At 55.4% G+C, this 22,710-nt stretch carries 23 protein-coding genes, 1 tRNA gene and 1 pseudogene; 19 read left to right on the forward strand and 6 right to left on the reverse strand.

What is annotated here, in order from left to right; translation table 11 throughout:
- Window positions 1-215 precede the first annotated feature (215 nt).
- Entirely contained in the window at window positions 216-497 is a 282-nt protein-coding gene (locus AB4O36_RS16600) for a BrnT family toxin (protein ID WP_460116789.1), read from the forward strand.
- A gap of 3 nt (window positions 498-500) precedes the next feature.
- A pseudogene (locus AB4O36_RS16605) lies at window positions 501-820 on the forward strand (BrnA antitoxin family protein).
- 7 nt (window positions 821-827) lie between these two features.
- On the opposite strand, the gene AB4O36_RS16610 reads toward AB4O36_RS16605, so the two are convergent.
- Window positions 828-1,655, reverse strand: a complete 828-nt coding sequence (locus AB4O36_RS16610) for an arylamine N-acetyltransferase family protein (RefSeq protein WP_460116791.1) — start codon at window positions 1,653-1,655, stop codon at window positions 828-830.
- A 97-nt stretch (window positions 1,656-1,752) separates the two neighbouring features.
- Complete coding sequence (locus tag AB4O36_RS16615; protein WP_460116792.1) at window positions 1,753-2,547, reverse strand: exodeoxyribonuclease III; 795 nt, start codon at window positions 2,545-2,547, stop codon at window positions 1,753-1,755.
- 127 nt (window positions 2,548-2,674) lie between these two features.
- Here AB4O36_RS16615 and AB4O36_RS16620 point away from each other — a divergent pair, with 127 nt between their 5' ends.
- Window positions 2,675-3,262 (forward strand): GNAT family N-acetyltransferase, encoded by a 588-nt coding sequence (locus AB4O36_RS16620; protein WP_460116794.1) that lies wholly within the window; start codon window positions 2,675-2,677, stop codon window positions 3,260-3,262.
- Window positions 3,263-3,345: 83 nt separating this feature from the next.
- Window positions 3,346-3,672 carry a hypothetical protein gene (locus tag AB4O36_RS16625; RefSeq protein ID WP_460126767.1) on the forward strand — a complete coding sequence of 109 codons (327 nt, stop codon included), beginning with the start codon at window positions 3,346-3,348 and terminating at the stop codon, window positions 3,670-3,672.
- Window positions 3,673-3,710: 38 nt separating this feature from the next.
- On the opposite strand, the gene AB4O36_RS16630 is transcribed toward AB4O36_RS16625, so the two are convergent.
- Window positions 3,711-5,282, reverse strand: a complete 1,572-nt coding sequence (locus tag AB4O36_RS16630) for a sensor domain-containing diguanylate cyclase (protein WP_460139755.1) — start codon at window positions 5,280-5,282, stop codon at window positions 3,711-3,713.
- Between the two features lie 175 nt (window positions 5,283-5,457).
- Window positions 5,458-7,185 carry a L,D-transpeptidase family protein gene (locus tag AB4O36_RS16635; RefSeq protein WP_460139756.1) on the reverse strand — a complete coding sequence of 576 codons (1,728 nt, stop codon included), beginning with the start codon at window positions 7,183-7,185 and terminating at the stop codon, window positions 5,458-5,460.
- A gap of 81 nt (window positions 7,186-7,266) precedes the next feature.
- Here AB4O36_RS16635 and AB4O36_RS16640 point away from each other — a divergent pair, with 81 nt between their 5' ends.
- Window positions 7,267-7,971 carry a murein L,D-transpeptidase catalytic domain family protein gene (locus tag AB4O36_RS16640; RefSeq protein ID WP_460139757.1) on the forward strand — a complete coding sequence of 235 codons (705 nt, stop codon included), beginning with the start codon at window positions 7,267-7,269 and terminating at the stop codon, window positions 7,969-7,971.
- 29 nt (window positions 7,972-8,000) lie between these two features.
- Here AB4O36_RS16640 and AB4O36_RS16645 read toward each other — a convergent pair whose 3' ends face one another.
- Window positions 8,001-10,055, reverse strand: coding sequence for a TonB-dependent receptor (locus AB4O36_RS16645; RefSeq protein WP_460139758.1), 2,055 nt, complete (start codon window positions 10,053-10,055; stop codon window positions 8,001-8,003).
- Window positions 10,056-10,297: 242 nt separating this feature from the next.
- On the opposite strand from AB4O36_RS16645, the gene AB4O36_RS16650 reads away from it, so the two are divergent.
- From AB4O36_RS16650 to AB4O36_RS16715, 14 genes are all read left to right on the forward strand, one after another.
- Window positions 10,298-11,083, forward strand: coding sequence for a transporter substrate-binding domain-containing protein (locus tag AB4O36_RS16650; protein WP_460139759.1), 786 nt, complete (start codon window positions 10,298-10,300; stop codon window positions 11,081-11,083).
- A gap of 365 nt (window positions 11,084-11,448) precedes the next feature.
- Window positions 11,449-12,330, forward strand: coding sequence for a DUF2971 domain-containing protein (locus AB4O36_RS16655; protein WP_460139760.1), 882 nt, complete (start codon window positions 11,449-11,451; stop codon window positions 12,328-12,330).
- Window positions 12,331-12,813: 483 nt separating this feature from the next.
- On the forward strand, window positions 12,814-14,115 hold the full coding sequence (locus AB4O36_RS16660) for an SH3 domain-containing protein (RefSeq protein ID WP_460139761.1): 1,302 nt from the start codon (window positions 12,814-12,816) through the stop codon (window positions 14,113-14,115).
- Between the two features lie 33 nt (window positions 14,116-14,148).
- A tRNA-Gly gene (locus tag AB4O36_RS16665) sits at window positions 14,149-14,221 on the forward strand.
- A 282-nt stretch (window positions 14,222-14,503) separates the two neighbouring features.
- Window positions 14,504-14,872, forward strand: a complete 369-nt coding sequence (locus AB4O36_RS16670) for a helix-turn-helix domain-containing protein (protein WP_460139762.1) — start codon at window positions 14,504-14,506, stop codon at window positions 14,870-14,872.
- A 159-nt stretch (window positions 14,873-15,031) separates the two neighbouring features.
- The gene (locus tag AB4O36_RS16675; protein ID WP_323628657.1) at window positions 15,032-15,286 is read left to right on the forward strand and encodes a DUF1652 domain-containing protein; all 255 of its coding nucleotides are present in this window, start codon (window positions 15,032-15,034) and stop codon (window positions 15,284-15,286) included.
- Window positions 15,287-15,498: 212 nt separating this feature from the next.
- A complete protein-coding gene (locus tag AB4O36_RS16680) occupies window positions 15,499-15,912 on the forward strand; it encodes a response regulator (RefSeq protein ID WP_460139763.1) in 414 nt (137 codons plus the stop codon).
- A 475-nt stretch (window positions 15,913-16,387) separates the two neighbouring features.
- Window positions 16,388-16,735, forward strand: coding sequence for a metalloregulator ArsR/SmtB family transcription factor (locus AB4O36_RS16685; protein ID WP_460142151.1), 348 nt, complete (start codon window positions 16,388-16,390; stop codon window positions 16,733-16,735).
- 75 nt (window positions 16,736-16,810) lie between these two features.
- A complete protein-coding gene (locus AB4O36_RS16690) occupies window positions 16,811-17,281 on the forward strand; it encodes an arsenate reductase ArsC (protein WP_460139764.1) in 471 nt (156 codons plus the stop codon).
- Between the two features lie 12 nt (window positions 17,282-17,293).
- Window positions 17,294-17,995 carry an arsenical resistance protein ArsH gene (gene arsH, locus AB4O36_RS16695; protein ID WP_460139765.1) on the forward strand — a complete coding sequence of 234 codons (702 nt, stop codon included), beginning with the start codon at window positions 17,294-17,296 and terminating at the stop codon, window positions 17,993-17,995.
- 8 nt (window positions 17,996-18,003) lie between these two features.
- Window positions 18,004-18,549, forward strand: coding sequence for an arsinothricin resistance N-acetyltransferase ArsN1 family B (locus AB4O36_RS16700; RefSeq protein WP_460139766.1), 546 nt, complete (start codon window positions 18,004-18,006; stop codon window positions 18,547-18,549).
- A 257-nt stretch (window positions 18,550-18,806) separates the two neighbouring features.
- Entirely contained in the window at window positions 18,807-19,835 is a 1,029-nt protein-coding gene (locus AB4O36_RS16705) for a hypothetical protein (RefSeq protein ID WP_460139767.1), read from the forward strand.
- A gap of 988 nt (window positions 19,836-20,823) precedes the next feature.
- Window positions 20,824-21,162, forward strand: coding sequence for a hypothetical protein (locus AB4O36_RS16710; RefSeq protein WP_312494916.1), 339 nt, complete (start codon window positions 20,824-20,826; stop codon window positions 21,160-21,162).
- Between the two features lie 24 nt (window positions 21,163-21,186).
- Complete coding sequence (locus tag AB4O36_RS16715; RefSeq protein ID WP_460139768.1) at window positions 21,187-21,867, forward strand: SOS response-associated peptidase family protein; 681 nt, start codon at window positions 21,187-21,189, stop codon at window positions 21,865-21,867.
- Here AB4O36_RS16715 and AB4O36_RS16720 read toward each other — a convergent pair.
- A complete protein-coding gene (locus tag AB4O36_RS16720; protein WP_460139769.1) occupies window positions 21,864-22,658 on the reverse strand; it encodes a DNA adenine methylase in 795 nt (264 codons plus the stop codon). The genes AB4O36_RS16715 and AB4O36_RS16720 overlap by 4 nt on opposite strands.
- Window positions 22,659-22,710 lie beyond the last annotated feature (52 nt).

Raw genomic sequence — 22,710 nt, forward strand, 5'->3', positions numbered from 1 at the left:
GCAAGACCAAAGACAAATGTCCATAGAGTTGTATACAACTCTATGGACATTTTATGAACACTTGGTCACACCCCAGTGCCGCCATACCCCGTAATGGCTCAATAAACCTTGAAATACATGACCTCAAGGCCGCCGCTTTCCCCCGCTAGGCTCTTAATGAGCCTGGCGACGACCGGTAGAGTTGCCTCCTTTTATATACATATAAAGTATGCATAATAAAGTCATTCGAAATTCAGTTCGACAAAAGCAAGAACGCGGCAAATAAACTGAAGCATCGTGGTGTGAGCCTTGCTGATTCCGAGGCTGTGTTTAATGACGAAAGAGCGTTGACGCTTCAGGATGAAGATCATGATGAGCAACGCTGGGTCACCATGGGGCTGGATGCAAAAGGTCGTTTGCTGGTGGTCGCATACACCTATCGCGACCCGAATTTCGTTCGAATCATTTCAGCGCGCGCCGCCACGAGAAACGAGCGTCGCCAATACCTGGAGGCTTAAGCCATGAAAGATGAATACGATTTCAAAAATGCCAGGCGCGGGGCGGTTGCTCCGGCCAAGGGCAAAACCCGCATTACCATCATGCTGGACGAGTCCGTTATAGAAGCGGCTCGGGCACTGGCGGAAAGCGAAGGGTATGGCTACCAGACAGTGATCAACAACACACTGCGCCATGCCCTGCTCAATCAAAAAAAGATGCGGCCCCAGACGCTGCGCATCTGAAAAAAGGCATTACCGCCTCTGACCTGAAAACACTGGAGAGAAAGCTGCTCGACGCCGTCAGCGAAATTCAGCAAATGATGGAGCCTGATGCCCGCCCATAGGCCCGCCCTACACGGGTTCGATCAACCGCCCAAGTACTTGCTTCAACGGCTCATTGGCAGGCACTTGGATGCCGAACTCTCCCTTCAACAACGCAACCAGTTCTTCCACATCCGCGACCTGGCGTCGCTCGCTCTCATGGCCGATCCGATGGATCGCGAAGCTGCCATTGTTCAACGTGTGCCGCGAGCCGTCACCCGTTCGCGCAACCATGAGGCGCTGGATGAACGGTGAATCTGGAGAAGTCGAGACGTACCAGTTGCCGACCGCGTAATCGATGTCTTCCTGGCGCTGCAGGTCAAAGATGTACATCGGCCGCCACTCATCCTCAACCTTGGCGCGCAATGTGTAGCCATCCACATGCCGATCAATGCGATAGGGTTCATGGGGTGTGGATTGTTCAGCATCCGTGTCGAGCTTCAGTGGCGCGGTGGGTACCATACCGCCGAACCCCACGTCGGTAATGTAGCGCACGCCATCCAGGGTAACCAGGCTCAAGCGGTGTGTTCTCGCGGTCCAGGCGCCTTCAGGCTGGCCCATGACCACGCGGCCGGAGATACCCTGAGCGTCGAAGCCCAGCTCCTGCAGCAGCACCAGGAACAAATGGTTGAGTTCGTAACAGTAACCACCGCGCCCTTGGTGCAGGACCTTGTGTTCGATAGAGGCCAGGTCGATCAGCACCGGCTGGCCGGACAACGTGGTGAGGTTTTCGAACGGGAAGACACCGGTGTGACGCAGCTGCAGTTGGCGCAGGGTTTCCAGGGTCGGCGGCGGAGTCATGTCGTAACCCAGCCGTTGCAGGTACAACGCGCGATTGCTCAGGCGTATCTCACTCATTGGTCATTCCTTATACGAGGTGCCGCTTGTGGCACCCTGTATAAGGGAAAAAGCGTCGCGACCGACAATTGATTTCACCAATTGCCACTCGAACAAGTCAGCGTTGCTTGCGTGAACTCAGTTGTATCCACGTCGGAGCATGGTCGCTGGCATGCGGCTCATTGCGCACCCAGGCATCGACACCCGCCTCTTGCAGATAAGGACTCAGCGCCGGATTGAGTAGCAGATGGTCGATACGCAAACCGGAATTCTTCTGCCAATGTTGTCGGAAATAGTCCCAGAAGGTGTAGAGCCGATCCTCGGGATACAAATGGCGCAGTGAGTCGGTCCAACCCTGATCCAGCAATCGCTGATAACACTCACGACTTTGCGGTTGGAGCAACGCATCCTTGAGCCAGGAACGTGGGTTGTAGATGTCCAGGTCGGTCGGCACCACGTTGTAGTCACCGGCCAGCACCACGGGATGTTCGGTGCCTTGCAGACCCTTGGCGTACGTGATTAGCCTTTCGAACCATGCCAGTTTGTAATCAAATTTCGGACCTGGCTGCGGATTGCCATTGGGCAGATACAAACACCCCACCAGCACACCATGCACCGCCGCCTCCAGATAGCGACTGTGGGTATCGCTGTCATCACCGGGCAGACCGCGTCGGCTTTCCAGGGGCTGGGCATCGCGCGCCAGGATCGCCACGCCGTTCCACGACGATTGACCTTGCCAGATGGCACCATAACCCGCCGACTCAAGTTCGGCGGCGGGAAACGCACTGTCCACCGACTTGAGTTCCTGCAGACAGGCGATGTCCGGTTTCTCTCGTTCCAGCCACGCCAGCAGGTTGGGCAGTCGGGCGCGCAGGCCGTTGACGTTGAACGTTGCGATTCGCAATTTCTTCATGGGCCAGCCCTCCGGACAAAGGTGTTGTGCGTGTGACATCCGCTCCTTGCGCTGGTTGCGTCGAGGTTTGCAGATACGGCGTAATAGGCGTCCTGAACCCTTCTGATCCGCCGAGAAAAATCAGCCCATGGATACCACCCTGCACGGCGAAAGAATCAGCCTGCGCCCACTGCAATACAGCGATGCCAATGCTCTGGTCCAGGCCGCTGCCGACGGCGAACTGTGGAACCTGACCGTCACCATCGTACCCTCCACGACAACCGTGGACGCCTACCTGAAAAAAGCGTTGGACGGCCGGGATTCCGGCACAGTGCTGCCCTTCGCGATCGTGCTGAACGAAACGGGCGAGGTGATCGGTTCGACACGGTTCTGGAAGGTTGACCCGCTCAACCGCAAGCTCGAAATCGGTAGCAGTTGGATCTCGAGTCGCTGGCAGAAAACCTTCGTCAACACCGAAGCCAAATACCTGATGTTGCGCCACGCTTTCGAGGTCCTGGGCTGCGTGCGCGTGCAATTCACCACCGATGAAAACAACCAGAAATCGCGCAATGCCATTCTCAGGCTCGGGGCGCAGCAGGAAGGCATCGTGCGTCATGAGCGCATCATGCCGGACGGCCGCAAGCGCAATTCCGTGCGGTTCAGCATCATTGATGATGAATGGCCGCAGGTACGCGAAAATCTCGAGCACAAACTCGCAGGCGACGCTTCTCGCTAGTTAACCGCTCGTCACCCGGTCAGCACCAAGTCCTCGGCGCGCTACACCAACATCAGGTATCGACTCACATTTGAAGAGGTATCCTGATGAACATCAAACTCACCTCAGTGCTCCTGGCGAGTCTGCTGGCCACTGGCGCAACTGCCTATGCGGCCAGCGGCGATGGCGCTGACGCCAGCGGCACCAAATCTGGATCCACGGGCGGCTCGACCATGTCCCCCAACAACAACCCCGGCGAACCTTCGGGCGGCAATAATGGCGGGAACGGCGGCAACGGGGGCGGCAGCGGCTCGGGCACCTCCAGTGGCAGTTCCGGCGGAACCGGCGGCTCCGGTGGCTCCGGCGCGGGTGGCGGGACCGGGTCGTCAGGTGGAGGCACCGGCGGCGCGGGAGGCGGCACCGGCGGTTGACCGCATAAAGTCGACCCTGTTGAGGGCGCTCGCTGCACTCAGCGATCAGAACGCATCAGTTCCCCGAAAGCGCCTTCAATCGACAACACCGCCGACCGGTTCCGCCCCGAATGCTTGGCTTGGTACAGGGCCGCGTCGGCGCGTTCGATGAACACCTCAATGCTGTCCAGGCGCGTCGGCACAAAGGCATGACAGCCCAAGCTCACGGTCACATGGCCGCTGGGCGCGCCGCTGTGGATAATGTTGCGCGCCATGACACTGCGGCGGATCTGTTCGGCCACGACGAGCGTGCCATGAATGTCGGTTTCAGGGAGGAGGACCGCGAATTCTTCTCCGCCGTAACGCACGGCCAGGTCGACCGGGCGCTGACAGCAACTTTTCACCGCACGTGCCACTTCCGCCAGGCAATGATCACCGGCCACGTGGCCGTAGGCATCGTTGTAGCGTTTGAAGTAATCAATATCGAGCATGATCAGGCCCAACGAAGTCGACTGCCGGATATCACGGCTGAATTCGATCTCCAGTGCCTGCTCGAACAGTCGACGGTTGGCCAGCCCCGTGAGGCTGTCATGGGTCGCGATCAGCTTCAGAGCTTCCTGCGCCTTGCGCAGATCCTGCTCGACCCGCTCGCCAAGGCGCACCTGGCGCACGAACACCCAGCCGAAAAGGCCCACGCCCAGTACCACCAGGGCCACGATGAGACTGGACTGCAACGCGGTATCGTACCAACCCTTGAGAATCGATTCCCTGGAGGTCGCCGCCGTGACCACCAGCGGGTAGGCATCGAGTTGCCGGTAACCATGCAACCGCATGGAGCCGTCGAGCACCGAAGCGATCATCGCGTTGCCGGACATGGCACCGGCCAGGTACTTGCTGAATATCTCGCCCTTGGCCAACGACTGGCCGATCTGCGCCTCCACGAACGGCCGCCGCGCCAGCAACGTTCCGTCGCTCAGCGCCAGCGCGATCGAACCGTTTTCATCGAGGCTGAAACTCTTGAAGAATTGATCGAAGTAGCTGAGCTTGATGCCGGCCAGCAAAACGCCCTTGAAGTTGCCGTTTCTGTCATTCACCCGCTTGGAAACGGGAATGATCCACTCGCCGTTGGTACGACTGCGAATCGCCGGACCAATGTGCGCCACGGACGATATGTTCTGCTGGTGAAACAGGAAATACTCCCGGTCCGCCACACCGGGACCACGGGGCAGCCCCTCGAACGAGGTGACGATCCACTGGCCTTTCTGGTCGAAGAGGAAGATCCCGTGCAACTGACTCAGCGCCAGCACACGTCGGGCGAACATTTTCTGCAGTACGGATATCTGTGCCGGGCCGAAACCGTCGGCCTGCAACCAGTCCGCCAGACTGGTCAGCACCAGGTCAGCTTTCGTGAAAGTATCTTCAGCCTGCTGCGCCACGGCCCGGGTCAGGTTTGAGGACGCCGCCTCGGCAACCTCCAGATCGTGCCGCCGTGATTGTTCGAGTTGCAGGTACAGCAAGCCAAACAGGCACAAACACACCAAGGTGATAAACAGCACCGCAGCCTTGCGCAGGGGCAGCCGTTTCAAGGCAGTACCACTGGTGTGGCGGGGGTCGTCGTCGGAGATAGGCAAAAGCTCATCCTGCAAGGGCAAGGCATGGGCAAGCGGCCCAAAACCCTTAAACATGGCGAGCTTAGTCTACGTGTCGACAAGGGGCAATTGTCCTTTCGACAGGTATTACATCGAGCATTTGCAAATGCGCCCAATGACTTCGCGCATCCCCCGCTCGCCTACGTTCGCCCGTCGACTATTGGCCCGCCACCACCGCGTGCAAACTCAACACAGGCACAGGCGAAGGACGATTCAACGCCCGTAATACAGGTGCATCGTAGCCATACACATCCGGTTTAAACGACACACGTCCGTCGCTGCCCAGATCGACCGTCCAGTACGCCAGCAATACCGGCACCTTCACCGGCAGCCGAATGTTCTCCGTCTTGCCATTGGCCAGTTGTTTCTGAATGCCGGCGCTGTCCCATTTGATCGGGTCGTTGAACAGCAACTCGACCAGTTGCAGCGGGTTCTCCACGCGGATGCAGCCGGAACTGGTCGCCCGGACGGTCTTGGCAAACAGCTCGCGATGCGGCGTGTCGTGAAGGTAAATGGCGTAATCATTGGGAAAGCGGATTACAACCTGCCCCAGCGAGCTGTCCTTACCCGCATCCTGGCGCAGACTGAGCCCACGTGGATTGGTCCAGTCGACAGTGGAAGGGTCCACCTCGCGACCCTCGCGATCGATCACCCGCATGCGGTTGGCCGCCAGGTAGCCGGGATTGACTTGGATTTTCGGCAGTACATCTTCCTTGAGGATGGTGGGTGGCACGGTCCAGGTTGGATTGAAGGTGATGTAGGAAATCTGCGCCTGGAAAATCGGAGTATTGCGCGCCGCCTTGCCGACCTGCACCCGGGAACGCCAGATCGGCTGGCCATCGCGGTACATCGCGACCTTATAGCCGGCGATATCGACGATCACGAAGGTGCCCTGGAGCTTGTAAAGCAACCAGCGAGCCCGTTCCATGTTCACCCGTACCTGATCGATCCGCGCCTCGACAGGCACGTTCAACGCCGCCAGGGTGTTGGCCCCGGCCATGCCGTCCGCGCCCAGGTATTGCTCGTCCTGATACTTCTTCACCGCCGCAGTGACGGCGCCGTCGTACTTGTTGCCGTGAATCAGCCGCGGATCGAGAAAACCGGCCGCGACCATCCGCGCGCGCAACTGCGCGACCGCCGGCTCATCCATGCCGGGCTTGAGCGAATGATCCACCGTCACTTTTGGCCAGCCGCCACGCTCGCGTACGCTGCGCAATTGCGCCAATGCCTGGCGCATCCCCGCGTAGACCGCTTCCTGGGGCGGCGCCAGGACAAACGCCCTGGCTACCTCATGGTTGTCGAGTGCGGCGAAGAATGCGTTGAGGTCGTCACGAGGATCGACGCCATCGGCATCGAAGTTCCAGTGGATGTCGAGTCGCGCAGGGTCGACCTTACCGCGCCGCAATTGCAGCAACGCGGTGATGAAGGTATGCGTGGTTGCCAGATCGAATGCCGCTCGCTGTTCGGCGGTGGCGGACGACGATTGCAGCGCTTCCCGGGATCGGATCAGCTCATCGATGTGAAAATCCGCCGGGTTCAGGCCATCCGCGTCGGTCGCGTTGAGGCTGGCGATCAGTTGTTCGACGTCGCTGTCCTGGGTCCATGCTGCGCGGTAGGCGCGATGGGTGTAAAAATCCATGACCAGACGAGTAACGTCCAGGCGCCGATGACGCGCCGACGTCAGCAGTGGAGGAAACGCCGTTTCAAGCGGCTCCAGCGAAGCCTGGATCGCCAGAGCGACATCGTCATCGGCTGCCGCCGGTAAAACGGAGTTAGCTGTTGTTAGCGTCTCAATCGACGACGTTTCCCCAAGCGCCGTGCCGCTGATCAGAAAGACCATAAAAAATACGCGGCTTATGACGAATAACCTTGTTAAAAGCACCATGGATAATCCTTAATCTCCCGCATTCAACGCCTGGCTTTCTACGCACTGCTAGACTCGAACTTAACATGATGAGACATCTATATGGCGCTACTACGTTTTGGCCACCTGCTGCCGGGCCTGTTGCTGACTGCAATGTTCGTACCGTCAGCCTACGCCGATTCCCTGGCCTCCGCCCTTATCAAAGCGGCTCCGCAGGCTGATGCCAAGGTCATCGATCTCGCCGTTCGTGCCTCGCAATGCAGCATCGCTCAAGGCGCTGCTCCTGTCCAAAGACTTGCCATCATCGATTATTCCCTGCCTTCGACTCAGCAACGCCTGTGGGTGTTCGATTTGAAGAAGCGCAAACTGCTGTTTCAGGAACTGGTCGCCCATGGCCGCAACAGTGGCGAGAACATGGCCGTCAATTTCTCCAACCGCAATGAGAGTTTCGCCACGAGCATCGGCCTGTATCGCACCCAGCAGAGCTACGTTGGGCAGAATGGCTACTCGTTGCGCATGGAAGGTCTGGAACCGGGCTTCAACGACAACGCCTTCGAACGGGCTATCGTCATTCATGGTGCCCCCTACGTCAGTCCGGTGCTTGCGCGGGCGAATGGGCGGATCGGACGCAGCCTCGGCTGCCCGGCCGTGCGCCCGGCCATTGCCCATAAGCTGATTGACTCAATGAAAGGCGGGCAGTTGCTGTTTTCGTACTACCCGGACAAGCGCTGGCTGAAGACTTCGTCCTACATCAATTGCGGAAGCGGGACGGTGGCGACAGCGGAGAAATCAACGACCAAACGTTGAACCCTCCCCCGTCCCACGATTGACTCGCCTTACATGTCGTAACGCAGCACCAGGCCCACCGTGCGTGGTGCGCCGACATCGATGATGTCGCCGCTGCGGTTGTTGGTCACGTATTCCTTGTCGAAGGCATTCTTCACGTAACCGGATACCGCCACATTTTTGGTGATCTTGTATTCGGCGTTGAAGTTCGCCAGCCAGTAGTTGTCGCTGCGGCGCTCGCCCGTGACCTGGCCGGCATCGTCGAACTCGTATTCCGACGGTGCCGTGCTCTGGTAGACCACGTCGGTGTTCAGGGTCAGGCGATCATTCCAGCGATAGGTCCCGCCCAGCGACATCTTGTATTTGGGCGAATAGAGGAAGTCCTCGCCGCTCATGTCCCGACCGTCACCCGTGACGAAATCCTTGTACTTGCCATCGGTCACCGATGCACCGGCAGTCAGGGTCAACTGTTCGCTGAAATCCTTCTCGACAAAGACTTCCAGGCCCTTGATGTCACTGCTGCCGGCGTTGAACACGTGGAGAAACTCGGTGTTCGGGTCCAGCGCACTGACCTGCTGGTCTTTCCAGTCGGTGTAGTAGAGGTTGGCGCGGGTGCGCAGGCTCTTGTCGAAGAACGAGCCGCGGTAGGACAGCTCGTAGTTGGTAGTGTATTCCGGATCGTAATCTTCGTGCCCGCCTCCAGCGCGCACGTTGACGCCCCCGCCGCGATAGCCCTTCTGCACCATGAAGCCGACGTACTGGTCGGTGGCCAACTCATAGTCCACACCCAGTTTCGGCAGCACCGCGTCAAACGACTTCTTGACCTTGCCGGGGCTGGAGAAATCATCCACCTCGATATCGGTGTCGTTGGTCTCGTGGTCGTAACGCAGACCGGTAATCAACGTCCAGCGTGGGGCGAAGGTCCAGTCGATTTCGCCGGACACGGCGTTGTTTTCAATTGTCGTATCGCCTTTGACAGTGCCGGACAGCGCATTGTTGTTCAACAACCGGTCGTGGAAATTGTTGGTGTTGTGACCGTAATACGCACCAACGAAGCTCTTCACGGTGTCCGAGTTGTAGTTCAGTCGCAGCTCCTGGCTGAACAAGTCACCGTATTGCTTACGCTGCACGACCCGATTGGCCGTGGCGGATTGATCAAAGTCGAGACGTGCGTCGTAGTCCGAGTCGGTGTTGGCCGTAAGACTGGTGATGGACCAGTTGTCATCCAGACGATAATCGACCTTGGCGCTGACCGTGTCCTGCTTGAGCTTGTCGTAGGCCTTGGTGTTGGACGATACCTTGTAATAACGAATCCTGTCGTTCTCACGCATGACCGAGTTGTCGCCCTTACGGCTTTCGCCATGGGCATAGGTGAGCAGCACATCGAGATCGTCGTTGGGCAGGATCAGCAATTTGCCACGGGCATTGGCAGCGCGAGTCGGATTGGCGTCATCGCCCGTGAAGACGTTGTCGATGTAGCCGTCACCTTCCTGATAGTCCACGGCAATACGGCCGGCGATCTTGTCATCGACGATCGAACCACCGCCCGCCACCGCGCCACCGCGCTCGTTGTAGTTGCCTACGTTGGTTTGCGCGGAAAAGCTCGGTTCGAAGGTTGGATTTTTGGTCTGGATGACAACGGCACCGGCCAGGGAGTTACGACCCTGAGTGGTGGACTGCGGGCCGAGAAATACTTCAACCTGCTCGACGTCCCACAGCGGCATGGGGCTGAGGGTCAGTGCACGGTTGGGTTGCACCGCGCCGTCGACAAATACCGAGACCGCGCCGTTGAGGGTGGCCGGGCCCTGGTCATCGAAACCCGACACCGGCACGCCGCGAATACCCCAGTTCTCGTTGCCGGACTGGTTGTAGACACCAGGGGTGCGGGCAAACACGTCGATCAGGTTGTGATCTTCCTTCTCGCGCAACTGTTTGTCCGTCACGACCACGACGCTTGACTGGGTCTGCTCCAGGGTACGGTTGATCTTTTCACCCGTCACCGTGATCGGAGCGATCTCCAATGTGCTCGATGGGTCGGCCGCCCACACACTGCCAGACAGGCAAACAGCCGACCCTACAGCCAACGCAATTGTATTTTTTTTCACGCCCCGCTCCCCGCGAAAGATTTTTGTGTTTTTTCTTACATCAAGAGCGCCGTATGCCTACGGCCTGCGGGAGTCTAATCGAAAGTAATCTTTAGACAAGAGCTATTGATAAGGCTTCTCATTATTATTCAAACACGAGTTTGTATCGAATCAGACACGGTATCTTTCGCGATGGTTTGCAGCTCGCCGCTCTATTTGCGGCACAATCAGGCCCCCACCTCCCTCACGGAAGCCGGATAACAATGAGAACAACAACACGTGTGTCAGTCATCGGCAGCCTGCTCGCCCTGTCGTTGGGTGCCCAAGCGGAGCCTTCGCACCTGGACAACGTCATTGAGCAAGGGCAACTGCGGGTCTGCACCACGGGCGACTACAAGCCCTACACCTTCAAGACCGAAAGCGGCGAATTCGAAGGCATCGACATTGCCATGGCCCAATCACTGGCCGACAGCCTGGGCGTCAAGCCGCAATGGGTACAGACCACCTGGAAAACCCTGATGCCCGACCTGCTGGCGGGTAAATGCGACATCGCCATGGGCGGCATCTCGGTGACGCTGGAGCGCCAGAAAAAGGCGTTCTTCAGCACCACCCTGGACGTCGACGGCAAAATCCCCTTGGTGCGCTGCGAAGACCAGGCGCTCTACCAGACCGTCGAGCAAATCAACCAGCCAGCGGTGCGCCTGGTGGAACCCGCCGGCGGCACCAACGAAGCCTTCGTCCACGCGTTCCTGCCCAAAGCCCAACTGGCCCTGCACGACAACGTCACCATCTTCCAGCAGTTGCTGGATAAAAAGGCCGATGTGATGATCACCGATGCCTCGGAAGCGCTGTACCAGCAGAAACTCAAGCCCGGTTTGTGCGCGGTGAACCCGACGCAGTTCATGCAGTACGGCGAGAAAGCGTACTTGCTGCCACGCGATGACATGACGTGGAAACTGTACGTCGATCAGTGGCTGCACCTGGCCAAGGTGACGGGGAAGTATCAGAAGGTGTTGGGGCAGTGGATTGCGGTGCAAGACGCAAAATAATCCCAGACGGCCATTGATGCCCCAGGACATCAATGGCCATCTCCAATCACGCAATCTCCGACTCATCCCTGATAAACTGCGGGCCTTCGCCTTCCTGATTCCGATCTCCGATGCCCCAGCACTCAGCTTCACTCTCTCGCCGTTTTTCTGTTGCCCCGATGATGGATTGGACTGACTTTTCATAAGCGTCTTTCCAAACACCGTATGCAGAGCACACATCCTCAGTGCGTACCAATTTTGTACCACCCTGAGTGATGAGTGAGCCTTTCGAAGACAGGCAAAAGTTCTGACAGTCCTTGGGGTGAATTGACTATTGAGACGAGGCATGATGGCATCTGGGCGATCAGACACCATGAGCTAGAACCATGCCTGAAGCCTTCTATAAGTACATGACCTACAGCACCGCTAACATTGTGCTAGAAAATCAGACTCTCCGCTGGAGTACGCCTGCTACCTTGAATGACCCCTACGACATTCAGTTTGACCTGCGTATCAATTTCGACCGTAAAAAAGTGCTTCGCGATACGTTAGATAAACTTTGGAAGGTACATAAGGGTGAACTTATTGGACATCCTGAAAACAAAATGTCAGCGGCATTCGAACTAATGAGGCCATACCTTAAAGGTGTACCTAAGAAGATTTTTATGCGGAACATGGAGGAAGGCATACAAAAATCATTCGCATCCATTGACAAAAATATTCATCAAACATATCGCGACACAAGAGACCAGCTCTCCACAACCAAAATCTTATGCCTGACGGATTCGCCCATTAATCAGCTAATGTGGGCATATTATGCCGACAGCAATAGAGGTGCGGTTTTCCGCTTTCAAGATGAGCCTGGAGCAGACAGTCCTTATAAAACAGCCATTAAAATGTCTTACATGAAAGACATACCCATGCTCTTCGAAGAAAACGAACTTTCTGACTTTTTGTCAGGGCTTATTGACTTCGACCAAGCCAAGCGAATCAATACTTTGATTTATACAAAATCTGACGCTTGGAGGCATGAAAGTGAGTGGCGCTTATTTTCAGGAGATGGACGAAGTAAAAATGCTCCTCACGAAGACGTAAAATTCGGTGCTAAAGAGCTTACGGGGGTTGTCCTGGGCTGTCGCATGCCGCCTGACCAACGAGCAGCCTTGTCACTAATGATAAAGCGTCTCTATCCCCACGCAGAAATTCTTCAGGCGACTCCAGCTAACCACTCTTTCCAGCTCGAGCTTTCACCTTACCTTCCAACGTAAGACGCCCCCAAATATAGGAATTCGAACCCCTTCCGGAATACCTGTGGACCGCTTCAGGCCAGCTAATGAGGTGGTTGCACCTTTTGCCAGCAGCCTGTTGCGGCCTAAAGCGGGTTGTGACCTGCCCTAATTTTGCCCTAAAAAGACCTGCGGGGTGATGCGCTCACGACGACTCCAACCAAAAGGCGCCATCACATTGCAGCATGGCACTTTAAAATCATATTGAACCCAGCGATGATGGCGGTTTGGGACGAATTGGTTCAGAGGAGATGAAGATGTCCAGGGAATACGGCCCACCTGTTTACGAAGCGGAACGCTTCCGATTCGAACGAAGCCGATGAGATATTTGATTCTTTTCAGCTAACAAGCTAAAAGGCATCGAAAACAGAGACAAGGGCAACAAGTAGCCGCCTCATCCACACGCCAATGATGTTAAAAACCTTACTCGCTAGACCGCTATCGTATTTTTTGGAGCAAGAGAGGATGGATGACAACAGCGACCAGCGTCCCGAAAACGATGGGCATAAGACTAATAAAAGTACAACTGAGCTTGAGGCGAACTCATTCGCCGACTCAATCTCGCTTGATACTACTGAAGGGGCGCCGAATCCTGACTTGAATTTGTGCATAGTAGAGCCTGCGTTTCCTCATGCACTGGACTTTAAAGCCATTCGAGCAGCCACCCTGATTTCCGCACTCGACTTTAAAGCAATGCAAGCGGCCACCATGATTCCCGCACTCGACTTTAAAGCAATGCAAGCGGCCACCATGATTCCCGCACTGGACTTTAAGGCTATGCAAGCGGCCAACATGATTCCCGCACTGGACTTTAAGGCTATGCGAGCGGCTAGCATGGGCTCCGCAATCAACTTTAAAGCTATGCGAGCGGCTGTCATGGGCCCCGCAATCAACTTTAAAGCTATGCGAGCGGCTGTAATGGGCCCCGCATTGGACTTTAAAGCTATGCAAGCGGCTGTCATGGGGCCCGCAATTGATTTTAAAGCTATGCAAGCAGCCACCTTGATTCCTGCACTGGACTTCAAAGCTATGCAAGCAGCCGTTATGGGGCCTGCACTTGACTTCAGAGCCATTCAAACATTCATGAAGTCCTTTCCTGCGATATTGTCGTTAGGGGCGTCTTTGGCGGCTATCAGCTCGTTGCCCGAGTCACAAAACTTTGATTGGCATGCACTCCCCACCCAAACTGTCCTTGAAACAATAAGCGTAGCGAGGGAGGATGAACACAACGCGCTTACTTCGCTAATCTCACATCTTGCACTGGCTGAAGGGAGTAGCCTCACTGCGGAGGATATAGGAGCAAGCCGGGCGGCTATCGAAGCGGAGTTATCCAGCATTTCTAAAGCTGGGGACATCTCGAACCTTAGCTCAGTCACAAAATGGTTCATAACATGGCTTATCTGGCTCACTGGCGCATCTTTCGGATACCTTGCCTTGCAAAATGGAGCACGTGAAGAACTATGTTTTCTGCAGCCAAAAATTCTTCCTGGGATGACTGCGGGGCAATTGGGTAAAACTATTCGCAGTGCCGCTTGTGAGATACCACTGGACTTGCTAAAAAATTATAGGTTTGTCAGAGGTGAATCGGTTCGTTTACGGGCAAATCCCGGAATGAAAGCGGAGGTCTTAGAGGTCTTCTTATCTGATGGTGCGCTATTAGAAGTGCTCGAAAATGACAATCGTGTATGGCTGCGTGTATCTGTCGTGGGGCAAGATGGCGTTGAAGGGTGGATATCCAAAAAGTATGTAAGACGACTTGTGGATTGATTTGCCACCCAAATCGGTCTAATCATCTTTTGAGCGGGTTCTACAAAAGATTTTTTTCCAGCTTCCCAAGCTGATAACGAGGGTTCGATTCCCTTCACCCGCTCCACTATTTTCAAGGCCTCCAGCCTTCCTCGCTTCAACTAGGTGTCTGTTAAGGTGTCTGTTTCTGTTTTTCGCAGACTCCGCATGAACTGAACAGACGCCTGCACCTAGATCATCCGCTTCCTAAACAATCCTCGCGTCCTACCGGCCGATCACCGCATCATCATTTGCGCTCCCTGCCATCTTCCATAATACCGTGACTCCTCCAATTTCGATGTGAGGCTCTAGAACGGTTCGCCCCTGCGTGCTTTACTGTATATACAAACAGCATTCTAGGGATTGTGTGATGACGGGAAAAATTATCGACCTGGAGCAGATCAGAGCCTTGAAAGAAGCGGGCATCGAATGGGGACCCGGCCCTTTTATAGGTGACCTGCCGTTGTCCTTCTCGGCCTTCCACTGCGCCCCTGCCCGCGCCATGTTGAACTGGTCAGCGGAGGCACTCGCATTTCGGTCCGGGGTTTCTGTCATGGCAATCAAGGGGCTTGAGGAAGGCCGGCGGACATTGCGGCCGGTCACGATGCAAGCTTTGTCGTTCGCATTCGAAGCGGAGGCTCTCGTCTTTCTTCCTGGACTGAAGCCCATGCGCGGCCATAACTGCCGAGGTGGAACCATGGATCCAAGGACCCGTGACGATTACCATCTGCTCGAGTAGCCATGGGCCATTTTCATCTGGCCGCCACAGGCAGAAAACGACCCGTAGCGGTCACTGCGGGGGGTTGCAACGAGATGTGACTCCAGCCTCCCATACCGAGGATCCGCAGCTAATATTAATAAGCTAGATTCCTTTCATCCGACCCAAGGGACGCGAGTCATGATCTCGACACTAGAGCTTCGTCACATTATTGAATGTGGATTCCAGCCTCTCTCCTGCACATGCTCAGCCAATCCGGACGGATCTTTGATGATCAAGGTATTCGATTCGACCTCTGGCCGGGTCGATCTTCTGGTCACTGCGGTTACGACCAGCGAACTGACGTCCAGCCGGGCAATTGCAAATTTGATTGGTGAGCTTCGTTCTGAAATGGCAGCGCACCAAGCGACGGGCACGGTGGTATTAGCCAAATAGTGATCAGGACCATAAAAATAGTGCTGCCGAAGAGGTCGATAAGGGCCGATCGCTGGCTACCGAGAAGGGCCGCGATCAACTCAAAGGTGTCGTTTGTCTCTCTCAATTAAGAGACGTTTCTTCGCGGACGTCTGATCATTAGTTTCTCAAAAAATGCCTATACGGGAGGCGTCAAAACCGCATATGGCGACATTCGAGCAAGGAACCATTGCGTGAACATAGAATGGGAAAAACTCTCACCCATACCCGGATGGGCGATCGTTGTTGAGGACGACCCAATACTTCGCGTGTTGATGGTCGATATTTTGGCCGAGATTGGTCTCCACTCCTTGGACTTTGAAACCGCAGATGAGGCTTTGATTTACCTGCTGAGCAGGCCGAATGATTGTTCGCTCGTCATCGCGGATCATGGTTTGCCAGGTCAACTGCAAGGCGCCGAATTTGTCGCGTTGGTGAAGACGAAATGGCCGTCCATCGCCACGATCCTCACTTCCGGCTACGCGCTGGATGCCTCAACTGTTCCCACCTCAACGACGTACTTGGAGAAACCTTGGTCTTTGGAAGATCTGGTGATGGCTGTAGCAAACCTACTTCAACCTGGTCGCCCACTCCAAAAAACATCGTGACGACGGAGGTATCGGCCAACAGCAGACGGTCACGACCGACTGCTTATGGCCGACTGCTGCCCTCCACGAAGGGCAGTTTTGGGTAAGCGGTCGCTCGAAACTTCAGAGGCATAGATAGGGATTCGAACCCCTTCAGTCATTCACACAGGCCGCTATGGGCCTGTAAACCCGCGGTTTTCTCGCTGCCGTGAAGGCCTAATGCGGCCTAAAGCGGTCCTTGTTCTGCCCTAAAAATGCCCTAAACCACGGGCAAAGCTCTTGGTGCGCGCACATCCCGTGCCGATGATGGATTGGAGCTACTAATCCAAAAGTACCGGTAATATTGGCCTTGTAGAGCCACTCATAAATCCACGTACCACTTTCGTACCAACACCATCCCCAAAGGTTGACCAAAAGCGGGCGTTCGTCCGTGGGTACTTGTCCCACATATGCTTATATGCGTATATTCGATTATCCACATATAAAAGTATTCGGCATGATAACCCCTCCAGAAGTATTCAAAAGCCTGGCAGATCAAACCCGTGCCCGCGCCACATTACTGATCGCCTCCCATGGAGAGCTTTGCGTCTGCGAACTGATGTGTGCTCTCGACGATAGCCAATCGAAGATCAGCCGCCACCTCGCACATTTACGCGGTAGTGGCTTGTTGCAGGATCGTCGCCAGGGGCTATGGATTTACTACCGTCTAAATCCGGACCTTCCCGCCTGGGTGTACGAGATATTGCAAGTGACATTACGGGCTAACGTTCAGTGGCTGCAGGAGGACGCTTCCCGCCTACAGAATATGGATGGACGCCCTTTCCGCGATATTGCCTGCTGCTAATCCCAATCGATAACACCCTCGAACTGGCGCTGTGCCTAAGTCTTTGGTATCCGCGAAGAGCGGAAGGAGCAATAAATGCGAGTCCTGTTCATGTGCACGGCCAACAGCTGCCGTAGCATTCTTTCAGAAGCCATGTTTAACCACCTAGCGCCGGAAGGATTCAAAGCGGTGAGCTCCGGAAGCTTTCCCAAAGGGCAGGTACTGCCACGCAGTTTGACTACCTTGAAACAGTCGGGCATCTCCATCGAAGGCTTGCACAGCAAGGGCAATGAAGCATTCGAAGATAACCCTCCGGATGTCGTCATCACTGTATGCGACAAAGCGGCGGGTGAATCTTGCCCGGTGTACTTCGGCCCGGCCTTGAAATCTCATTGGGGCCTAGAAGATCCGTCCGATACCGTGGGTGACGAATCAACGGTTGATGCCGCGTTCAGCGTCACGCTTGCTCGAATCGAACAACGCTGCAAAGCGTTCCTAGCCCTTCCCTTCAACAGCCTCAGCCGCGATGAACTCAAACGTGAGCTGGATCGAATCGGCACAATCTGAGAAGGAGTACTTATGTCAGAGCAACTACCCAACCTGGACCTTTCTCTGTTCGACGCTCCGCAGATGACGCCTCGCCCGAACGATCAAAAGCCTCGGATCCTGTTGCTATATGGATCGACTCGTGAGCGCTCCTTCAGCCGTCTGCTGGTAGAAGAGGCCGTGCGCTTACTTGAGTACTTCGGTGCGGAAACCCGAGTCTTCAATCCTACCGGGCTCCCACTGCCCGACGACGCTCCGGTGGATCACCCTAAGGTGCAGGAACTGCGCGACCTGATGTTGTGGTCGGAAGGTCAGGTTTGGTGTTCACCGGAAAGACATGGCGCGATGTCAGCCGTGTTCAAGGCGCAAATCGACTGGGTACCTCTTGAGCTCGGCGCTGTTCGCCCTACCCAAGGGAAGACACTGGCAGTGATGCAGGTCTGCGGCGGTTCACAGTCCTTCAACGTGGTCAATCAGTTGCGTGTATTGGGTCGCTGGATGCGCATGTTCACAATTCCCAATCAATCCTCTGTACCGAAAGCCTATATGGAATTCGACGAGGCTGGTCGAATGAGGCCTTCTGCGTTCTACGATCGGGTGGTCGACGTGATGGAGGAGCTCATAAAATTCACGCTACTTCTGCGTGACAGTCAGGCCTTCCTGGTAGATCGGTATTCAGAACGCAAGGAAAGCGCCGAACAACTCATGGCACGCGTGAACCAACGCTCAATCTAAGGTCATATATGTCTTTCGAAATAAGGGTGGCACAGCTTGACGACGCTTTGACCATCCAATCTATCTACGCTCCGATAGTAACCAGCACCGCAATTTCTTTCGAAGAGGTGCCACCGACCGTCGAAGAGATACAACAGCGTATCGCAGTGACACTGCAGACCTATCCTTACCTGGTTGCGGTTCGAGAAGGCATAGTGGTCGGCTACGCCTATGCCAGCCAACATCGAGCTCGCGCGGCGTACCGCTGGGCAGTAGATGTCACCGTCTACATTGCCGAGAGCGAACGTCGCAAAGGTGTGGGCCGCAGCCTTTATGAAGTGTTGCTGCCCACCCTAGCTCGACAGGGCTTTCGTTCTGCCTATGCAGGTATTTCCCAGCCTAATTCGGGTAGCGTAGGAATGCATGAGCGACTTGGTTTCCGTCACATCGGTACCTACCCGAAGGTCGGTTACAAGCTCGGTCAATGGACCGATGTGGGCTACTGGCACCTTGAGCTAGGAGCGAGCAATTGCCCGCCGAGTGAGATCCGTCCGTTTCGGGAACTTGCGTATTGAGCGTGCGGATGGGGGGGATTGAAACCATTCACGCTCAAATTCAACAGGTTTATCGGTGATGGATTGGAACGACTAATCGCCCGCCCTTACATACAAGGGATTGAGGCTTAATACAGATTATCCGTACCACTTTTGTACCATCGCACCGCCCTCCGCCCCCCCAAATATCCAACAAAATACGGTCAAAACGATCTCATGGTTCACCCGTTCCTTCTCGCTGCTATGCTCTGCGAAACGCTACTTTTCAAGGAATATCCATGAGTGATCTTTTGAACGACAGCCCTCAGGCTCTTGAGTGGTTTGAAGAGGCCGAGAAGCGACACTCGTCGGGCGCCTTCGGAAAAATTGTGCGATCGATAATATGGTCGGATGGACGTGGTGACGACGGCGAGCTCCTACTGGACCTGAACCCCCATGAGCTAGTCGCTAGCGTGAACGAAGCGCCATTCAGCCTTCTCCATAATCACGATCCTGGACAGCCAAAGGGTAAAGTCCTAGAAAGTGCGTATTTTCAGACAGCATCAGGTAGAGAGTTTGTCGCTGCCATCCTGGGATACTACTCAGGGGGAAACGTACTAGCCTTCAGCGATCTGGAGCTCGATATCACATCCACCGTGCGACCACCGTTGAAGCTATCCGACTTGCCAGACGACGTAAGAATTGAAATTGCGGTGGACCCAAGAGACGTCGACGATGCATGGCTAGATGAAGCTACGAGTGACGCTCCATTAAAAATCAAACGCACAGCCCTGTCACATAACGCCGATGGCTCCTCCCACCAGCTGATTATCATCGGGGTTGCCTTCGTGCTTCTCGTAGGCAAGCCCTTCCTCACGGCCTTTGCATCCGAAGCAGGCAAAGATAGTTATTTTGCGATCCGCGACTGGACTCGAAAACTGCTGCGCAGAATGGCCGAGCGTCATGACCCAATACTGGATTTTCATTCTCACTATGACGGCTGCCAGGTGTCGTTCATTTTTCGAGGCAAAGACGTTAAAAAGCTTTACGAGGCACACGACGCCTTATCGGATGCTGCGTCTCAGGCTGCGCGCTTAGTATCAAGGTTGAAAGCCATGGGATTACCTAGCCGCCAACTTGTATACGAGTTCGATAAAGAAGGTCTCCTGTGGTCTCCATCATTTGCAGTTCTACAAGATGAACGAATCCTCACGGACAATCTTGCACTCATCTCAATAGAGCAATTGCCCGATCAGCTGAGCCTTTGTCTGGCCAAAAAAAAATCACTGGCTTTAGATGGCAAAAAAACCGCCAAACAGAAAAATTGACCGACTCATTCCCAGTGGCGTCTAGACGTCAGCCTGGCCCAGCCATAAAACTCAGCATCCCGCCTCATCACTGTGTTCAAACGCACATTTCACGCGTGCGCATCACATGTGTGGGGGCTGAGATTCAAAATCTGGAGGGGGGCAAAAAAGAGTAACATAAGTAATCTTGACCGTTTTTCATGCTCAAGCCATTGAAATTGAAGGGTTTTGTATTCCGGGCAAAAGGTAATCTTTAAGTAATATTGAAGTAATCTGATTACTCTTTATAAATGTAATTCTCATTTTTATAAAAACCCTTTAAAAACAACACGTTGGCAAAAAATTACCTTTTCAATTACTTCTCTGTTACTCCTTTTTGTAATACCCAACCCCACGAAATACGGGGCCTCCAGCCTATTAACCAAACGTGGTTACTGAAATTACTCTTTTTGAAATACCCCCCCTCTACCTGCTCTGCAACGCCTCCAGACCTTTCGAAGAAATACCCCCTCGGTGCAGGGTTCCGCAGGCTTTCAACCTCTCTACAACGCCAAGCAAGCGCCCAGCCTGAGCCGCCGGGAGTGGTCCGCAGGGTCGCAGAAATAACGAGCCATTTAGCCCGCAGGCGAGGTGGGGGGACGACGGCGCGCGCCGAGTGCTGAAGCACGCCACTGCCCCACTTGTGGCATGTCAGTGGCCCTGTGTAGCACGCCAACTCCCCTGCCTTACAACGGTGAGCCTGGGCCTGTCCTGGCTGCGACTGATGGGTAGGCGGAAACATGCTGAAAGCCCCGTGTTTATTGGCCCACGCAGCCCTCAACGCTTGCCGTGACAGCCAGCAAATGCTATGTTGAAGTGGGTTTTTTCATGCTTCTGAAGGGCAAACTTTCATCTATCCCAGCTGACTTTTCCGGCCCAATCTCCGCCTCCCCCTACAGCTCGTCGCCTCAAATCGCGTCATGACCAAACGTCGTTTACTGTATGCGCATACAGTATTGGATTCGTACCCATGAACAGTGATGAAGACACCCTCGGATGGCTTGGTCTCCCCACCCCACTGCAGATGTACCGACAGCATTGCCGTCTGCTGGAGAACGAGATCCAGGAACTCAATCTGCAATTACGCAAAGCGCGGGCAGACGTTTTCGGTATCAGTCAAATGCTTCTGGAAACCCAGGCGAAGAACACTGAGTTTGCGGGGTATCTGCGGGAACGTGGAGCCGAAGCCGCAGCAATGCGTAAGCAAATCGCCGACCTGACCACATTGTCCAATGTGAGCAGGCGGGAGGCGGACGAGCTGCGGCGCATCGTCAATGAAATGAGACCTCGGCCGACCACGATTGTCTAAGGTCAAACGGAAAGAGGGTTTGCCATGTGCGGAAGACTGTCGCAGTACCGGGGAATCCACGACTTTGTTGCGGCACTGAGCATGCCCAATGCCCTGGCAAACTCGGTGGGTGATCAGCCGATCGAGCGATACAACGTCGCCCCAACGACCCACGTGGCGTTACTACACCTCCAGGGCGAGCTGCTACACGCCGATTCTGTGCGATGGGGGTGGCGCCCGCATTGGGCGAAAGACCGGGCCGCGCCCATCAATGCACGTGTCGAAAAGGTTGCACACGGCCCGTTCTTTAGGGCGATCTGGCCACACCGTGCGATCACGCCTATCGACAACTGGTTCGAGTGGGTTGATGTAGGCGGACCGAAGAAACAGCCTTATCTGATCCGCAGGCGGGACGGGGCACCGATTTTGTGCGCAGCCATTGGACAGCTACCAGACGCTGATGAAGGCCCAGGCGAGCATGACGGTTTTGTGATCATTACCGCCGATAGCGCTGGTGGCATGGTGGACATCCACGACAGAAGGCCAGTGGTACTTACGCCGGACCTTGCCCGCGAATGGCTGGATCCGACAACGCCGAAGGAGCGTGCCGAGCAGATGGTGTTGCACCAGGGCGAGCCGTCCGAAACCTTTGAATGGTTCAAGGTCAACACCGCCGTGGGCAACGTGAGAAATAAGGACGCCAGCTTGATTGAGCCCGCTCCTTAGAACAGCCCGCCGAAGGCATCGGGCTCCCAATTCATGATCACCAGCTCCCCGCTGACCTCGGCTTTCCCCTGCCGCTGATTAGCCGTGCTGTATCGGATGTCCACCGTTTCGAAGTGGAACCCATCAAACACACGCCGAATATCGGGGTGGTCGTTAATGCTGACCATCACTTTGCCCTTGCAGCGGCGCATAAAGTCGGCCATTCGCTCGTAGTTTTCAAAGGGAAAGTCCACGCCATAGCCTGCGGTCTGCCAGTAAGGAGGATCCATGTAGTGGAAGGTGTGCGGCCGGTCGTACCGCTCCGCGCATTCCAGCCAGCCCAGGTTCTCGACGTAGGTACCCGACAGCCGTTGCCAGGCAGCAGACAGGTTCTCCTCGATCCTCAGCAGGTTGATGGCAGGGCCAGTGGTGGCGGTACCGAAGGTCTGCCCGCTGACCTTGCCAGCGAAGGCATGGTGCTGCAGGTAGAAAAACCGGGCAGCCCGCTGGATGTCGGTGAGCGTTTCCGGCCTGGTCATCTTCTGCCATTCGAACACCTGGCGAGAGCTGAGCGCCCACTTGAACTGGCGCACGAACTCTTCCAAGTGGTTCTGCACCACGCGATACAAAGTCACCAGGTCGCCGTTGATGTCATTGAGGACTTCAACCGGCGCAGCCTGGGGCCGCATGAAGTAAAGCGCGGCGCCGCCGGCAAATACCTCGACGTAGCATTCATGGGGTGGGAACAGCGGAATAAGGCGATCTGCCAGGCGACGCTTGCCGCCCATCCACGGGATTATCGGTGTGCTCATAAGTGATCCTTGTTTCGACAATTGGATTCGCTTAGGCTTCGCACCCCCTGCG

Source organism: Pseudomonas sp. S2_E01, from assembly GCF_054668365.1.

Coding starts and splice junctions, on each gene's coding strand:
- AB4O36_RS16675 (WP_323628657.1), top strand. CDS start 15,032: ATGATCTCGACACTAGAGCTTCGTCACATTATTGAATGTGGATTCCAG.
- AB4O36_RS16690 (WP_460139764.1), top strand. CDS start 16,811: ATGCGAGTCCTGTTCATGTGCACGGCCAACAGCTGCCGTAGCATTCTT.
- AB4O36_RS16685 (WP_460142151.1), top strand. CDS start 16,388: ATGATAACCCCTCCAGAAGTATTCAAAAGCCTGGCAGATCAAACCCGT.
- AB4O36_RS16650 (WP_460139759.1), top strand. CDS start 10,298: ATGAGAACAACAACACGTGTGTCAGTCATCGGCAGCCTGCTCGCCCTG.
- AB4O36_RS16660 (WP_460139761.1), top strand. CDS start 12,814: ATGGATGACAACAGCGACCAGCGTCCCGAAAACGATGGGCATAAGACT.
- AB4O36_RS16705 (WP_460139767.1), top strand. CDS start 18,807: ATGAGTGATCTTTTGAACGACAGCCCTCAGGCTCTTGAGTGGTTTGAA.
- AB4O36_RS16640 (WP_460139757.1), top strand. CDS start 7,267: ATGGCGCTACTACGTTTTGGCCACCTGCTGCCGGGCCTGTTGCTGACT.
- AB4O36_RS16610 (WP_460116791.1), bottom strand. CDS start 1,655: ATGAGTGAGATACGCCTGAGCAATCGCGCGTTGTACCTGCAACGGCTG.
- AB4O36_RS16655 (WP_460139760.1), top strand. CDS start 11,449: ATGCCTGAAGCCTTCTATAAGTACATGACCTACAGCACCGCTAACATT.
- arsH (WP_460139765.1), top strand. CDS start 17,294: ATGTCAGAGCAACTACCCAACCTGGACCTTTCTCTGTTCGACGCTCCG.
- AB4O36_RS16670 (WP_460139762.1), top strand. CDS start 14,504: ATGACGGGAAAAATTATCGACCTGGAGCAGATCAGAGCCTTGAAAGAA.
- AB4O36_RS16620 (WP_460116794.1), top strand. CDS start 2,675: ATGGATACCACCCTGCACGGCGAAAGAATCAGCCTGCGCCCACTGCAA.
- AB4O36_RS16720 (WP_460139769.1), bottom strand. CDS start 22,658: ATGAGCACACCGATAATCCCGTGGATGGGCGGCAAGCGTCGCCTGGCA.
- AB4O36_RS16710 (WP_312494916.1), top strand. CDS start 20,824: ATGAACAGTGATGAAGACACCCTCGGATGGCTTGGTCTCCCCACCCCA.
- AB4O36_RS16715 (WP_460139768.1), top strand. CDS start 21,187: ATGTGCGGAAGACTGTCGCAGTACCGGGGAATCCACGACTTTGTTGCG.
- AB4O36_RS16615 (WP_460116792.1), bottom strand. CDS start 2,547: ATGAAGAAATTGCGAATCGCAACGTTCAACGTCAACGGCCTGCGCGCC.
- AB4O36_RS16635 (WP_460139756.1), bottom strand. CDS start 7,185: ATGGTGCTTTTAACAAGGTTATTCGTCATAAGCCGCGTATTTTTTATG.
- AB4O36_RS16700 (WP_460139766.1), top strand. CDS start 18,004: ATGTCTTTCGAAATAAGGGTGGCACAGCTTGACGACGCTTTGACCATC.